The organism is Pseudomonas sp. Nvir (assembly GCF_963778085.1).
Classification (GTDB): Bacteria; Pseudomonadota; Gammaproteobacteria; order Pseudomonadales; family Pseudomonadaceae; genus Aquipseudomonas; species Aquipseudomonas juntendi.
In genome coordinates, this window is record NZ_OY970405.1 from 3,181,096 (window position 1) to 3,196,521 (window position 15,426).

Genomic DNA, 15,426 nt, shown 5'->3' on the forward strand with positions numbered 1-15,426 from the left:
ATCCCGATGAACCTTCTTCACCCGCGTATCTATCTCAGCCTGGCGGCGCTGTCGCTGCTGCTGATCATCCCGTTCTCGGCGGGCTCGAACTTTGTCTTCCATCTGTTCATTCTGATCTGCAGCTACGCGGCCCTGGCCAGCGCCTGGAACATCGTCGGCGGCGTCGCAGGCCAACTGTCCCTGGGGCATGCAGTGTTCTACGGCACTGGCGCCTACGTCAGCACCCTGCTCCTTCTGCATCTGAACCTGAGCCCGTGGCTCGGCATGCTTCTGGGTGCGGCAGTGTCAACCGCGCTAGCCGTCCTCATCAGTTGGCCCTGCTTCCGACTGCGCGGCCCCTTCTTTGCTTTGGCAACCATCGCAGTGCTGGAAGTGGTCCGCCTGCTGGTAATCAATCAACATGACCTCACCGGCGGCGCCGCAGGCTTGGCTGTACCACTCAAGCTGGGCGCCGAATGGATGCTGTTCCGCGCACGCTGGCCCTACCTGCTGATCGCCTTCGGTTTCCTGGCGATCACCTTGCTGGTTTCCTGGAAGATCAAGCACTCGCGTTTGGGCTACTACCTGATCGCCGTGCGCGAACGTGAGGACGCAGCCCAGGCTGTGGGTGTCAACGCAGTCAAGGTCAAACTGATCGCCGTGGCGCTGTCCGCCGCGCTGACCAGCCTGATCGGCAGTTTCCATGCCATGTACCTGACCTTCATCGAGCCCGGTGCCATGTTCTCCCTGGAACTGTCCATACAGATTGCCATGTTCGCCCTGATCGGCGGCCTCGGGACCTTGTCAGGGCCACTGATCGGTACCGTAATCGTGCTGCCGCTGGCCGAGCTTGCGCGTGGCTGGCTTGGTGACGCCGGCAGTGGCGTACACGGACTGGTCTATGGCCTGGTGCTGGTAGCCTTCGTCCTGACCATTCCACAAGGCCTGGTCGGTCGTTTCGGGCAACGGGTCAGCGCCTGGGTGGATCGGCTGCCAGGTGCAAGCCCCACCACCCTACCGCCTGCCCCTACACGCCAGGAACGCCAGCCGTCGAAGCGTGTCGGCCAACCGATTCTGGTCGCGGAAAACCTGCACAAGTTCTTCGGCGGGTTACACGCTACAAACGATGTGTCCCTAACCCTCAACGAGGGGGAGATTGTAGGCGTGATCGGCCCCAATGGTGCCGGCAAGACCACGGTGTTCAACCAGCTCTCGGGCTTCATCCAGCCCTCCTCGGGCCTGGTGAAGGTACGCACCGCCGACGATCAGTGGGTGACCCCTTCCAGCCCGGCGCAGTTCGCGGTGGCCGGGATCGGCCGTACGTTCCAGATCGTGCAGCCGTTCGCTGACCTGAGCGTGTGCGAGAACATCATGCTGGGTGCATTCATGCACACCCGCAACCCTGCCGAAGCGCGGCAAATCGCTGCCGAAGTTGCCGCCCTTACCGACCTTGGCCCACTGCTCGACAGCCGCGCACGCAATCTCACCGTCGGTGGCATGAAGCGCCTGGAAATGGCCCGTGCGCTGGCCACCCGGCCACGGGTGCTGCTGCTGGACGAAGTCATGGCGGGCCTGAACCCGACCGATGTAGCCAAGGCCATCGAGATCATCCGCCGCGTGCGTGACACGGGCGTCAGTGTGCTGATGATCGAGCACATCATGCAGGCAACGATGACCTTGTCCGACCGCATCGTGGTGATCAGTACCGGCGCAGTATTGATGGAAGGCGAACCACAGGTTGTGGTGAGCAATCCGCAAGTCATCGAAGCTTATCTGGGCAAGGAGTACGACCATGCTGCGGCTTGACAACATTCATGCAGGCTATGGCAACACCGAAGTGCTGCGAGGCGTCACTCTCGAGGTCAAGGCTGGTGAAGTGGTAACGCTGGTAGGCGCAAATGGCGCCGGCAAGACCACCACCCTGCGTAGCCTCTGCGGCTTGATCAAGCCGTCCCAAGGCACGGTCGACTTCGACGGCCGTCGCCTCGACGGTTGCGCCCCGGACGAGATCGTCGCCGCAGGCATCACCCTGATCCCCGAAGGCCGCCAGTTGTTCCCGTTCATCACCGTACGCGACAACCTGCTAATGGGGGCTTACAAAAAGGCTGCCCGGCCCGCAGTCAAGCAACGCCTGGAACAGGTACTGGAGCTGTTCCCACGGGTGCATGAGCGGCTGGAGCAACATGCCGGCTCGCTGTCTGGCGGCGAGCAGCAGATGGTCGCCATTGCACGGGGATTGATGTCCGACCCCAAGCTGCTGATCTTCGACGAGCCCTCGCTGGGGTTGTCGCCGCTACTGGTATCCCAGGTATTCGGCATCATCGACAAGATCCTGGCGCTGGGCACCACTGTCCTGATCGTCGAGCAGAACATCGTTCATACCCTGCGTGTCGCACACCGCGGCTACGTGCTGGAAAACGGCAGTATCACGCTGACGGGCACAGGGCAGGAGCTGCTGGACAACCCGCACGTAAAGCGCGCCTACCTGGGTCTATGAAGGAGCAGCAGGTGATGAGCCAGAAGATGCTGTTGATCGACCATCGCCCAGGAGGCAATGCTGATTGCATGCGCGTGGCTGAGGTCGATATCCCTACCCCAGCCGCCGACGAAGTGCTGATTCGTGTCGCCTATGCCGGTGTAAATCGCCCGGATGTGTTGCAGCGATCGGGCAGCTATCCGCCACCTGCCGATGCCTCACCTTACCTGGGCCTGGAAGTCTCGGGCGAAGTCGTGGCGATCGGCGCTGCTGTAGAGGGGGTGCAGGTCGGCACCCAAGTATGCGCACTCACGCCAGGTGGTGGCTATGCCGAATACTGCTGTGCACCAGTAGCCCACTGCCTGCCGATTCCTGCAGGTTTGTCCTTGTTGCAGGCAGCAGCGTTGCCGGAAAACTACTTCACCGTGTGGACCAACCTATTCGAACGTGGTCGGCTTGCAGCGGGCGATACCGTGCTGATACATGGCGGCTCCAGTGGCATCGGACTGACTGCCATCCAGCTAGCCAGCCACTTTGGTGCGCGCGTTCTGGCGACTGCCGGTAGCAAAGCCAAGCTAGAGGCTTGTCGTAACGCAGGTGCCTGTAGGGTCATCAACTACCACGAGGAAGACTTCGCCAAGGTCGTCGACACCGAAACCGCAGGCAAGGGGGTCAACCTGATCCTCGACATGGTCGGAGGCAGCTACCTGCAACGAAACATTGATGCACTGGCAGTGGAAGGCAGGCTTGTGCAGATCGCCTTCCTCGAAGGCAGCCAGGTGGACTTGAACGTCATGCCGATCATGCTCAAGCGCCTGACCTTTACCGGCTCGACACTTCGTGCCCGCCCCAAAGCAGAAAAAGAGGCGATCGCCGGCGCTTTGCAGACCCACGTCTGGCCTCTGCTCGGTGCCGGGCTGTGCCGCCCGACCATTCACTCTACTTTCCCTCTGTATCAAGCCGCGCAGGCTCATGCCCTGATGGAAAGCAGTCGTCACATCGGAAAGATAATGTTGGAGATTAACCCATGATTGCAGGACGTCACAGCGGTAGAAATGTGCTGGTTTCAGGCGCGGCGAGCGGTATTGGCGCGGCTATCGCGCAACGCTACTGCGAGGAGGGTGCTACCGTTGCCCTCCTCGACCTCAACCCGCAAGCCGTGCAAGCACAAGGCGAGGCACTGCGCGCCCAAGGCTTCCGGGTTGCCTGGCAAGCTGCAGATGTTGGCGACTATGAGCAATGCCAGCATGCCTGTGCGCTGCTGGCCGAGGAAATCGGTCGCGTGGACACACTCATCAACAACGCGGGCATATCCCCAAAGCATGAAGGCAAGCCCGTGCCAATCTGGCAAATGAGCCCAGCGGAATGGCAACAGGTAGTGGCGGTCAATCTCAACGGCGCGTTCAACCTCTCGCGTTTGCTTTCGCCGTCCATGGTCGAACACCGTTTCGGACGCATCATCAACATGTCCTCGGTAGCAGGCAGTGCGTACCTTCCTCTGGTCGCTGCACACTACAGCGCGACCAAGGCTGCCATTATCGGCTTCACCCGACACCTGGCCGGCGAGCTCGGTGCCTATGGCATCACAGCCAATGCCCTGGCGCCCGGACGCATCGAAACGCCGCTGCTGAAAACCGTGAGTTCGACAGCTAATGAAGCGGTGATCGCCGATACGCCGCTGCTCAGGTTAGGTCAGCCCAGCGAGGTCGCGGATGCCGCATGCTACCTGAGCGCGCCGGAAAGCGCCTTCATCACTGGCCAGGTGCTTGATGTGGCAGGTGGCTGGCTAATGCGCTGAACACGCTGGCGCACTGTCGCGTACCTACGTCAAAGACTCGCACAGAAATACTCCCCTCCCCTTGGGCAATTGAGTGGCCAGTGTCAGCTGGCCATCCTCAACTGACCGCTGATGCCCCGCTTCATACTTAAAGTGTTGAACCGGTGCTCAAGCAGGCCCCTCGTCGTTGCTCACGATCGTTTGTCTGAAAAAAGCAGGGGCCAACGCTACAGGTCGCTGAGGTCGATCTGCAGCCGCTTGAGACGCGAGGCCAGCGTCGTAGGCTTCAAGCCAAGCAACTGCGCGGCACCATCTTTGCCAAACAGCTTCCCCTCGCAGGCGCGTAGCGCCGCCTGAGTGTTTTCGCGCTCCAGACTGCGGACTTGCTCGTCGGTGAGAATGATGGCGGTGCCTTGTGCGTCGAGCCGATGCTGGCCAGCGCTGGAAGCGCCGTCGTCAGGTAGATCGATGTTGAGAGTGTTGTCCTGGGCAGTGATCAGTGCACGCTCGATGACATTTTGTAACTCGCGGATGTTACCAGGCCAGGAATAGCGCTGCAGGCGCGTCATATCAACCGCGCGCAGGCGGCGTCCCGGCAGGTTCAAGCGCTTGCCAATTTCGGTAATGAAATGCATGGCCAGTGGCGCGATATCCATCGGCCTGTCACGCAGCGCCGGGGACTGGATCGGGAACACGTTCAGACGGAAATACAGGTCTTCGCGAAAGCGCTTGGCCTGCGCCTCTTCGCGCAAGTTGCGATTGGTTGCAGCAACGATGCGTACATCCACTTTACGGGTGCGTTCTTCACCTACCCGTTCGAACTGCCCTTCCTGAAGCACCCTCAGCAACTTGCTCTGCAAGTCCAACGGGATTTCGCCAATCTCATCAAGGAACAGTGTGCCGCCATCGGCCAGCTCGAACCGCCCGACTCGATCCCGTACCGCCCCAGTAAAAGCACCGCGGATGTGGCCAAAGAACTCACTCTCGAACAACTCGGCCGGAATCGCCGCGCAATTAACCCGAATCAGCGGGTGGCTGCTCCGCCGGCTGGCTTGATGGATGGCACGAGCAATCAACTCCTTGCCGGTCCCCGACTCTCCATGGATAAGCACGCTGGCATCAGTAGGCGCAACCACATCGATCTGCTTGATGATCTTCAAAATGGGTTCGCTCTGCCCGACAATTTCCCGGTAGTTGTGTTCTATCTGAATCTCTTCCTGAAGGTAGGCGTTCTGATCTTCCAGGCGCTGCTTGAGCTGCTGCAGCTCTTCCAGCGCGGTCTTTAGCTGCAGCTCGGTGGTGTGTCGCTCGGTGATATCACGGAACACCACCACTGCGCCGACCAGCCTGCCGTCGGAGATGATCGGCGTGCTGGTGAACTCCACTGGGAAGCAGCTGCCATCACGACGCCAGAACACCTCCTGACGCCCCTCGTGCACCACGCCGTCGTGCACGGCGCGGTAGATGGGGCAATCCTCGACCGGGTAATGCGAGCCGTCAGCGTGGCTGTGGTGGTGAATCAGGTGGATGTTCTTGCCGATCATGTCGGCAGGCTCCCAGCCCAGCATCCGCGCGCCTGCCGGGTTGACGAATGTTGCCAGCCCTTCACTGTCGATGCTGTAGATCCCGTCCCCGACTGCACTGAGTAGCAACTGGTTGTCGCGCTCGGTTTCCTTGAACAGGTTGAGAATGTTACGCCACTCGATCAGCCCCCCGCGCATGGTGCGCTCGGTGTCGGCCTGATCTTGATGGAAGCGCTGACGACGCCGCTCCCGTAACACCAGGATGATCTGCTGCTGCCCTTTGATATGCAGGCTAGTTGCCGTGATTTCCAGCTGCATGCGCTCACCGCTCTTGCAGTTGCAGCTCAGCTCGTCGTTCCACCCGCGCCCCTTCTCCAGCACGGCCTGGCTGAACACGATGAGTTCTGCCAGCTGATGGCCAAACAACTTGCTGATCGGCAGCGTCAGCAAGGCCTGTCGTGGGTAGCCGAACAACTGACAGGCCGCGATGTTCAAGTCGCTGAAACGATCGTTATAGGGGTCGAGCAAGGCGATGGCGTCGGCGCAATGCTCGAACACCATGTGCCGGGCGGAGTACGCCAGGTCTGCCCAGCCGCTGAGGAAGTCTGTCTCTGCCATGCTACGTAATCTCGCAGTCGCCAGTACGAACAATCGTAGTTCTACGCATTTACGTAGCCCTAGGACAGACCCAGATAGCACCACAAAAACCATATCAATAAAAATACTCTTATTTTTCAACACCTTGAAGCGACATAAATTTCAAATCAATAACTGGCACATCCTTCGCAATCTCCCAGACAGCCGAAACGCCAAGCCGCGTTCGATCACTGTGAAAACAACGGAGAAACAAAGACATGCCTAACGTGGACATTGCCCAGTACCAAGACGGCGACTTCCTGGTGAACTACGAGGAGAAGGTGTTCGAGGACGTCAAGGCCGAGCCGGGTGAAAAAGCGCTGCTGACTTTTCACACCATCGCCTTCGAGGGCTCCATCGGCCTGGTCAATCTGCTGCAAGCCAAACGTCTGCTACGCAAGGGTTTCGAAACCAAGATCCTGCTCTACGGGCCAGGCGTGCAACTGGGCGTGCAACGTGGTTTCCCGACCCTGGGTGCCGAAGCCTTCCCTGGGCATCTGGCCGTCAACAACCAGATCAAGGCTTTCATGGCTGAAGGTGGCGAAGTCTACGCATGCCGCTTTGCACTCCAAGCGCTGTACGGCCAGACCGAGAAAGCCTTGATCGAAGGCATCCGCCCGATCAACCCGCTGGATGTTATGGACTTGCGCCTGCTGATGCGTCGTGAAGGGGCGCTGATCATTGATACCTGGACCGCCTGACACCCCCGTCGACCAGTGCGATGCATCCCCTGCGGTGTATGACACCGCAGCGGGAATACCTCAGACCGACCGCAAGGACATCACCATGCCTGTCATCCGCGCTGCTGCCGTGCAGTTCAGCCCCGTGCTGTATTCTCGCCAAGCCACCGTCGACAAACTCTGCCAGCAACTGCTGGAACTTGGCCGCGAGGGTGTGCAGTTCGCGGTTTTCCCGGAAACCGTGGTGCCCTACTACCCGTATTTTTCCTTCGTGCAGCCTCCCTTTGCCATGGGCCGACAGCACCTGCTGCTGCTCGAGGAGTCGGTCACCGTCCCCAGCGATGTCACCCGCCAGATCGGCGAAGCCTGTCGCGAAGCGAACATTGTCGCCTGCATTGGCATCAACGAGCGCGACGGTGGCACGATCTATAACGCACAGTTGCTGTTTGACGCCGACGGCACACTGATCCAGCACCGTCGCAAGATCACCCCCACGTATCATGAGCGCATGGTCTGGGGCCAAGGTGACGGCTCCGGACTGCGCGCCACCGACAGCGCAGTCGGGCGGATCGGCGCCCTGGCCTGCTGGGAGCACTACAATCCCCTTGCCCGCTACGCCTTGATGGCCGATGGCGAGCAGATCCATGCGGCCATGTTCCCTGGCTCACTGGTCGGCCCGATCTTCACCGAGCAGATGGAAGTCACCATCCGCCACCACGCTCTTGAAAGCGGCTGCTTCGTGGTCAATGCCACCGCATGGCTGGACGCCGAGCAGCAAGCCCGGATCATGGCCGACACCGGTTGCGCGATAGAACCGATTTCCGGGGGCTGCTTTAGTGCCATTGTCAGCCCAGAAGGCAAAGTCCTCGCACAAAAAACCGAAGGCGAAGGCGTGATCATCGCCGACCTTGACTTAGCCCTGATCGATAAGCGCAAACGCATGATGGACTCGGTCGGCCACTATAGCCGCCCTGAACTGCTGAGCCTGCTGATCGACCGCCGCCCCGCCCTTCACGTGCATGAACGCAGCGGGGTGGCCGAACATGAATAGCCAAGTGATCGCCACTGATCTGCTGGCAGAGCTGCAGTGCCATGGTGTTCGCTGGCAAGGTGTCGATGGCCTGAGCCGTAAAGGTGGCGCTGGCCCTTCCGACCATAAGGCCCTTAGCCTTGGCGATCACACGGCCATGGTGCCGATGCTCAACCTGGCATCACTGGATTCGCCTTACAGCGCGGTGCCGGACAGTACCGGCAGCGAGGCGCTGATCTTCCGTGAAGGTCGTCAGGTGGGCCAAGTACAGATGCCTGGTGTGCCGAACTTCTACGGCCTCAGCACAGACGATGGAGTGCCGTACTGGAAAATTGCCACGTTGCACAGCAAGGACGTGCTGGCCACCACATTGCTGCAACACTGCATTCGCATGAACGATGCCGCCAGCGCGTGCCAGTTTTGCGCCATCAACCAGTCGCTGGCCTCGGGCAAGACCATCGCTCGCAAGCGTCCGGCACAACTGGCGGCAGTGGCCAAGGCCGCCGTCGAGCTCGATGGTGTCCGGCACATGGTAATGACCACTGGCACTCCACAAACCCCGGACCGCGGCGCAGCGATCCTGTGCGAGTCTGCGGCTGCAGTGACTGCCGCCGTCGATCTGCCCATTCAAGCGCAATGCGAGCCACCGGATGACGACCGCTGGTTCTCTCGGCTGAAGCACAGCGGAGTGGCATCGCTGGGCATGCACCTGGAGGCCGTCACCGACTCGGTTCGCCAGCGAATCATGCCTGGCAAGGCCCAGGTACCACTGTCTCGCTACTTCAGTGCCTTTGAAGCCGCGGTCAAGGTGTTCGGCCACGGCCAGGTCAGCACCTACATCCTGGCAGGCCTTGGCGACAGCGAGGATGCCATCGCCGAAATGAGCGAGCAGGTCGCCGCCTTGGGCGTATATCCCTTTGTGGTGCCGTTCGTGCCGATCGATGGCACGCCGCTGGCCAACCACCCCAAGCCCGACAGCGCCTACATGCAGCGTTTGTACCCCCGCATTGGCGCGAGCCTGCGCCGCCATGGGCTGCATTCCGAAAAGATCAATGCCGGCTGCGCCAAATGTGGCGCCTGCTCGGCACTCAAGCACCACGAGTGAGAGGAGAGTGACATGGCCGAGCATGCCTTTGCCCTGACCGGTGACACGTTCAATGACTTTCTCGCAGGCGAACTACTGGTCAAGCCAGCCACCGAGGCGTGGGAGCGCAGCGGCTACTACACGTTACGCCGCGCAGTGTTTTCAGAGGAGCAGCGCCTGCTGGAGCAGGACAAGGACGCCCGCGACTTCCAAGCCATCCCGATCGTGGCTGTTACCCACCAGTTTGGGATGCCCGAGCACGTCGTCGGGGCCGTGCGCATTTACAGCGAGTCGCCAGGCACCTGGTATGGGGGCCGCCTCTGCGTCGAGCGCGCCTACCGCCGCCACGGCATGATCGGCAAAGCATTGGTCAACGAAGCGGTGTCACGGGCTATCGACCTCGGTTGCCAGACCTTCCTGGCTACAGTCCAGCAGGCCAACGAGGGCTATTTCCACAACCTGCACTGGGACACACTCGAACCGATCGTGCTGCTGGGCCGTCCCCATGTATTGATGCAGGCGCGCCTCGATCAATACCCGTTCCTGACACGCCAGGTGGCGCTGACTCGCCGTCGGAGCCCGCGCCATGAACACTGACCTTCAGAGCTTGCTCGCAAGCCTGCGTGACACCGACGCCATGCGCGCCAAGCAGGCAATCCAGCACCCGGCACGCACAATAGTTGCCGACGACATTGGCGGCGATGGGCTGTACGCACTGCCCGGCGACGACACCGCCGCGATTCGCTGTGGCGATCAGTACCAACTGCTGGCCATCGAAGGCATGTTGCCACAGTTCGTCGCCAATACGCCCTGGTTCGCCGGTTGGTCAGCCGTGATGGCCAATGTCAGCGACATCACAGCCATGGGCGGACGCGCCAGTGCCGTGGTCAATGCCTACTGGCATCACGACGACGCTGCGGCCGATAGCTTGCTCGCCGGTATCCGCGATGCCTGCCTGGCCTATGGACTGCAATTGGTGGGCGGTCATACCAGCCAATCCCCCGATAACCCAGCGGCCTTGGCCGTGGCCATCACTGGCTGGGCGCGCTGTCTGCTCTCGACCCTGCACGTCGAACCTGGGCAATGCCTGGCCATGGTGGTGGACCTCGACGGCCGTTGGCATGGCGACGCCCCTTACTGGAAGGCATTCGAGCAGGTGCCGCACGATCGCCTGCGCGCCAAGCTCGACATCATCCCACGCCTGGCGGAAGCCGGCCTGCTCCGGGCGGCGAAAGACATCAGCAATGCCGGCCTGCTGGGGACATTGCTGATGTTACTTGAGCCCACCGGATGTGGCGCAGACATCGACCTCGAGCGCGTTCCTCGTCCTGCCAATGCGCCGTTGGAGCGCTGGCTGCGGACATTTCCCAGTTACGGCTTCCTGCTAACCCTGGCCACCCGCGACTTGGCCACCGTGGAAACCGCCTTCGCCTTCGAGGGGTTGCACTGCGCGGCCATAGGCCAGATCGACGACAGCGCCCGACTGAAGGTCAGCCTGGACCAGCAGCACCATGAATTCTGGAACCTGAGAGAACACCCGTTCACTGGCTTCCGCTACTCCAAGGAGCACTGATATGCCTGCCGTAATCATTCACTTGCGCTGGCCAGATGGTGACGAAACCACCACCTACTCACCATCGACCAGCATCTACCAGCACCTGCACGCCGGCAGCAGCTATGCCATGGCCGAATTTCTTCAACGCGCCGAAACCGGTCTGAACGTTGCGTCCGAACGAGTCAAAGCGGTCAAGGGCTTCTATTGCAGCTCTGCCATGGACAGCCTGAGTGGCTTGCGCATGAAGGCACGGACATACGCTGGTGACAGCCTGCTGGTCGAGGTGCTCGACATCTGCCAGCAAGGTGCTGCGCCCATCAACTACGCCACCTTCGGCGATCTCTGACACAAGGAACTCAGCATGACCCACTACAGCGCAATCATCGTCGGCGGTGGCCAGGCCGGGCTGTCAGCCAGCTACTACCTGCAACAACGGGACATCGATCACCTCGTGCTGGAGAAGCACACCCTGACCCATACCTGGCGTAACCAACGCTGGGATGCGTTCTGCCTGGTGACGCCCAACTGGCAATGCGCGTTGCCGGGCCATCCGTATTCTGGCGATGACCCACATGGTTTCATGAAGAAGAATGAAATCATTGCCTACCTCGATGCCTTCATCGCCAAGGTCAACGCCCCAGTGCGCGAAGGCGTGGCAGTGCAGCGCCTGGTGGCGCGCGCGCAGGGCGGCTACTTGCTCAGCACCAATGCCGGGGAGTTCAGTGCCGACCAGGTAATTGTTGCCAGCGGCGGCTATCACACCCCGATCATTCCACGCCTGGCCGAACGCCTGCCGGCGCATATTGCCCAGATCCACTCTGAGCAATACCGCAGTCCAGAAGTATTACCAGAGGGTGCCGTACTGGTGGTTGGCTCCGGCCAATCGGGCGCACAGATCGCCGAGGACTTGCACCTGGCTGGCCGCCAGGTTTACCTGGCGGTGGGTGATGCACCGCGCTGCGCACGTTTTCATCGAGGAAAAGATGTCGTCGATTGGCTGGCCGAGATGGGCTACTACGACATCGACGTCGATCGCCATCCACTTCGCGAAGGCGTGCGTGACAACACCAACCATTATGTCACCGGACGCGACGGTGGACGCGATATCGACCTACGTCGCTTCGCCCTGGAAGGCATGCAACTGTTTGGGCGCCTGGAACGCCTCGATGGCACTACCTTGCACTTTGCCGATGACCTGAGTACCAGCCTAGATGCAGCCGACGCGGTTTACAACCGCATCAATGCCAGTATCGACAAGTACATCGCCGAACAGGGGATCGACGCCCCCGCTGGCCACCCCTACGAGCCGCAGTGGTGCCCCGAGCAGTCAAATACCACCCTGGACCTTGGCAATGCAGGCATCACCAGCATCATCTGGTGCATCGGGTTCCAGCCAGACTTCAGCTGGATCGACGTACCTGTCTTCAATGGCCGCAGCTACCCCGGCCACACCCGAGGCGTGACTGCGCAACCGGGTCTGTACTTCCTCGGGCTGCCCTGGCTGCACACCTGGGGCTCGGGCCGCTTCAGCGGTGTGGCACGCGACGCCGAGCATATCGCCGAGCACCTGGACGGTTTGCGCAAAGCCCGCCACATCTAGCCCGACTGCCCTTCTCTGCAATCGCCGCCCCGTGCCGGGTCGGCTTAACAGGATGCATGCCCATGCTAAACGAACTGACACCACAGGTTCGGCTCAAGGCCTCCTTCCTGGCCTCGATGAGCAACCTGGCTCACACCGGGCTTTCGGAGAACTGGCTGCTCAAAGAGTGTGGCCATCAGCACTGGATGGCGCTGGCAGCATTGTACGACCGCGATTTGCCAGACTTTCGCGATGCGCAGGGGCGCATTGCTTATGCGGCATTCACCCAGATGAAGAGCCAGGGGCTGCAACTGCAGTCCATTTGTGAAAACCGCGTATTCACCCTCGATACACACCTCGACCGTACCGCTCATAATCGCCATGCCAGCGAGCATCGACTGCTGCTGGGTGAGCGCTGCGTCGGCAGGATCAACCTGGTTTCCACGTTTGTCAGCCGTCATGTGCCCGGCGACAATCGCAGCGTCGCCAAGGCCTGCCTGCGCGATGCCCCTGAGGTGGCAATAGTCCCCAGCGCCGAAGTACAGGCACAACATCGTCTCGGCAAACGGCTACGCACCGGCGACTGGGGTAGCTATTTTCAGTTGCAGAAGACCCGCTGCCATCTGTTGCCAACCTACTGCTTCAGCCCGTGCCCGGATGTCGACTACAACGGTGCCGAACTCTTTTACTTCGCCAATTTCCAGGCCGTGACCGAGCGTGCAGAGTGGCAACTGTTAGGGCTACGCCGTCCTGGCCAGGTTCGCCAGCGAGAGATTTACTATTACGGCAACCTCGATATCGACGACACGCTCCTGGTGCATTTGCGCACGCCCTCCCCTGCACAGCACTCGCGCCACTGGTGCGAAATCGTGCGCCAGTCGGACGGTTTCAAGCTGGCGGATGTATTCACTGAGAAGGTCTGGCCCTCGGAGTGCGCACGCCCATGAACAGACCGACCTTGTGGCGCAGCCCAGGCCTGCAACTCAAACCGCTATATCAAGCCAACGACATCGCGCGAGTGCCGCACTTGCAGAGTTTGCCTGGCAAGCCCCCCTTCTTGCGCGGTCCTTATGCCAGCATGTACAGCCAGCGCCCATGGACCATTCGCCAGTACAGCGGCTTTGCCAACCCAGGCGAAACCAATCAGCGGTTGCGCCAGCAGTTGGCCAATGGTGCGCAAGGTCTCTCGATTGCCTTCGACCTGCCCACCCATCGCGGCTACGATTCGGACGAGCCCAGCTGTAGCGCCGACGTGGGCATGGCGGGCGTGGCCATCGACAGCGTAGAGGACATGCACGCCTTGTTCACGGGTATTGCGCTAGACCAAGTGTCTGTCTCGATGACCATGAACGGCGCGGCGTTGCCGGTGATGGCGGCCTTCATCGTTGCTGCCCGGGAACGTGGCATCAGCCCACAGCAGTTGCGCGGCACGCTGCAGAACGACATCCTGAAAGAATTCATGGTACGCAACACTTACGTGTTTGCCCCTCAGCCTTCCTTGCGAATCTGCACCGATATTATCGATTACCTGCACGCCCATCTGCCCCATTTCAATCCGATCTCGGTCTCCGGCTATCACTTTCAGGAAGCAGGTGCTGATCCTGTGCTGGAGTTGACCCTTACACTGGTGAATGCGCGCACCTACCTGGAGCAAGTGCGGGAGCGTGGCATGGACCTCAATGCCTTCTGCAAGCGCATGAGCTTCTTTTTCGCAGTGGGCAACGACCTTTTCAGTGAAGTAGCCAAGTTACGCGCAGCGCGGGTGCTCTGGTGCCAGATAAGCGAAGCGGCTGGCGTCAGCCAAGCAGATGCGCGCGCCTTGCGCATGCATTGCCAGACTTCCGGAGCCTCGCTCACTGCCTGCGCGCCTCTCAATAACGTCGTGCGCACGACATTGCAAGCACTGAGCGCCGTGTTCGGCGGCACCCAGTCGTTGCACACCAACAGTTGGGATGAGGCCCTGGCGCTACCCAGCGAGCAGGCGGCACTGCTGGCCTGCAGTACTCAGCGCATCTTGCAGGAAGAGTCTGGCGTGTGCGACGTCATCGACCCATGGGCGGGCTCTTACATGATGGAGTCTCTCACTGCGTCAATGTGTGAGCAGGTCCTCGCCTGCATCGACGAGATTGATGCTGAAGGCGGTGTGATTGCTGCGATTGACAGCGGTAGCATTGGTGCCCGCATACATCGCCAGGCATTGGCAGCACAGGCGCGACTTGATCGCGGCGAGCAACACAAGGTCGATGCAAACCCGAGCGAACACTGCGCAGCACGGCCGCCCACGGCACCGCCGGTCAGCAGTCAGGCGGTACGGGAACAACAGCGACGAGCGTTGAGCCAACTGCGCCTGAAACGCGACCCCGCCTGCGTACACAAGCACTTGCTCGCGTTGAGAGACGGCACCACAAATACACACACCAACCTTCTAGCTCTGTGCATCGATGCAATTGCTGCCCGCGCGACACTCGGGGAATGCATCGCGGCACTGGCGCAAGCCTGGCCACGCTACCACCAAGGCGCCCAATTCAGCTCTGACTACTACGGCGCCTTTCGCACTCACTGCCCGGACTGGCAGGCCTTACGCATGCAAGTGCACAGGTTCTCCTGCCAACGAGGGCGAGCCCCCTATGTGCTTCTGAGCAAGCTGGGGCAGGATGGCCATGACAGAGGAATTCGTCTGATTAGCTCGGTGCTATCCGACGTGGGCTTCAAGGTGACGTTGCTGCCGTTGTTTCAAACACCACTACAGGTACAAGCCTACCTGGCTGCAGACCCATCCGTGGACCTACTCGGTATTTCAAGCCTCACTGGAGCTCACAACGAGCTGCTTTCACAGCTGATGGAGATGTTACGACGCAGCGCAATCAACCTTCCCGTAGTCGTGGGCGGGATTGTGCCGGAGGATGACACCAAGCGCTTGGGCCGACTGGGCGTGGCTGCCGTTTTCGGCCCCGGTGCGAACGTGATCAGGATCGCCGGATACTTGCTGGAGATGATTGCAGCAGGTACCCCAGCGCTGTCACCGGCGCAGGGTACTCGGACGCAAGCATCGGGCTAAAACCACGCAACAGTGGTAGCCGTGTTGCTCACGGCACACGACCTCCAAC

At 60.8% G+C, this 15,426-nt stretch carries 14 protein-coding genes; 13 read left to right on the top strand and 1 reads right to left on the bottom strand.

What is annotated here, in order from left to right; genetic code table 11:
• Window positions 1-6: 6 nt before the first annotated feature.
• Genes AACG97_RS15320 through AACG97_RS15335 form a run of 4 tightly spaced genes read left to right on the top strand, consistent with a single transcriptional unit; the run spans window position 7 to window position 4,253 of the window.
• On the top strand, window positions 7-1,785 hold the full coding sequence (locus tag AACG97_RS15320; RefSeq protein ID WP_197884928.1) for a branched-chain amino acid ABC transporter ATP-binding protein/permease: 1,779 nt from the start codon (window positions 7-9) through the stop codon (window positions 1,783-1,785).
• Window positions 1,772-2,476 carry an ABC transporter ATP-binding protein gene (locus tag AACG97_RS15325; protein WP_047595544.1) on the top strand — a complete coding sequence of 235 codons (705 nt, stop codon included), beginning with the start codon at window positions 1,772-1,774 and terminating at the stop codon, window positions 2,474-2,476. Before AACG97_RS15320 ends, AACG97_RS15325 begins: the two co-directional genes overlap by 14 nt.
• Before the next feature lie 14 nt (window positions 2,477-2,490).
• Entirely contained in the window at window positions 2,491-3,486 is a 996-nt protein-coding gene (locus AACG97_RS15330; protein WP_197884927.1) for an NAD(P)H-quinone oxidoreductase, read from the top strand.
• On the top strand, window positions 3,483-4,253 hold the full coding sequence (locus AACG97_RS15335) for an SDR family oxidoreductase (RefSeq protein ID WP_047595543.1): 771 nt from the start codon (window positions 3,483-3,485) through the stop codon (window positions 4,251-4,253). Before AACG97_RS15330 ends, AACG97_RS15335 begins: the two co-directional genes overlap by 4 nt.
• A gap of 206 nt (window positions 4,254-4,459) precedes the next feature.
• Here AACG97_RS15335 and AACG97_RS15340 read toward each other — a convergent pair whose 3' ends face one another.
• Window positions 4,460-6,373, bottom strand: coding sequence for a sigma 54-interacting transcriptional regulator (locus AACG97_RS15340; RefSeq protein WP_197884926.1), 1,914 nt, complete (start codon window positions 6,371-6,373; stop codon window positions 4,460-4,462).
• 236 nt (window positions 6,374-6,609) lie between these two features.
• On the opposite strand from AACG97_RS15340, the gene AACG97_RS15345 reads away from it, so the two are divergent.
• The 9 genes from AACG97_RS15345 (at window position 6,610) to scpA (ending at window position 15,377) form a co-directional block, all read left to right on the top strand.
• Window positions 6,610-7,092 carry an MSMEG_0572/Sll0783 family nitrogen starvation response protein gene (locus AACG97_RS15345; RefSeq protein WP_047595541.1) on the top strand — a complete coding sequence of 161 codons (483 nt, stop codon included), beginning with the start codon at window positions 6,610-6,612 and terminating at the stop codon, window positions 7,090-7,092.
• An 85-nt stretch (window positions 7,093-7,177) separates the two neighbouring features.
• Window positions 7,178-8,122 (top strand): Nit6803 family nitrilase, encoded by a 945-nt coding sequence (locus tag AACG97_RS15350; protein WP_047595540.1) that lies wholly within the window; start codon window positions 7,178-7,180, stop codon window positions 8,120-8,122.
• Entirely contained in the window at window positions 8,115-9,206 is a 1,092-nt protein-coding gene (locus AACG97_RS15355) for an MSMEG_0568 family radical SAM protein (protein ID WP_232109315.1), read from the top strand. Before AACG97_RS15350 ends, AACG97_RS15355 begins: the two co-directional genes overlap by 8 nt.
• Before the next feature lie 12 nt (window positions 9,207-9,218).
• A complete protein-coding gene (locus AACG97_RS15360; protein WP_197884925.1) occupies window positions 9,219-9,782 on the top strand; it encodes an MSMEG_0567/Sll0786 family nitrogen starvation N-acetyltransferase in 564 nt (187 codons plus the stop codon).
• A complete protein-coding gene (locus AACG97_RS15365) occupies window positions 9,772-10,758 on the top strand; it encodes a sll0787 family AIR synthase-like protein (RefSeq protein ID WP_047595538.1) in 987 nt (328 codons plus the stop codon). Before AACG97_RS15360 ends, AACG97_RS15365 begins: the two co-directional genes overlap by 11 nt.
• Before the next feature lies 1 nt (window position 10,759).
• Window positions 10,760-11,086, top strand: coding sequence for an MSMEG_0570 family nitrogen starvation response protein (locus AACG97_RS15370; RefSeq protein WP_197884924.1), 327 nt, complete (start codon window positions 10,760-10,762; stop codon window positions 11,084-11,086).
• Between the two features lie 15 nt (window positions 11,087-11,101).
• Window positions 11,102-12,340: an MSMEG_0569 family flavin-dependent oxidoreductase gene (locus AACG97_RS15375; RefSeq protein WP_047595536.1), complete on the top strand. Its 1,239-nt coding sequence runs from the start codon at window positions 11,102-11,104 to the stop codon at window positions 12,338-12,340.
• A gap of 62 nt (window positions 12,341-12,402) precedes the next feature.
• Window positions 12,403-13,266 carry a Pnap_2097 family protein gene (locus AACG97_RS15380; RefSeq protein WP_152606246.1) on the top strand — a complete coding sequence of 288 codons (864 nt, stop codon included), beginning with the start codon at window positions 12,403-12,405 and terminating at the stop codon, window positions 13,264-13,266.
• Window positions 13,263-15,377: a methylmalonyl-CoA mutase gene (gene scpA / locus AACG97_RS15385; protein ID WP_197884923.1), complete on the top strand. Its 2,115-nt coding sequence runs from the start codon at window positions 13,263-13,265 to the stop codon at window positions 15,375-15,377. Before AACG97_RS15380 ends, scpA begins: the two co-directional genes overlap by 4 nt.
• The last annotated feature ends 49 nt before the right edge of the window (window positions 15,378-15,426 follow it).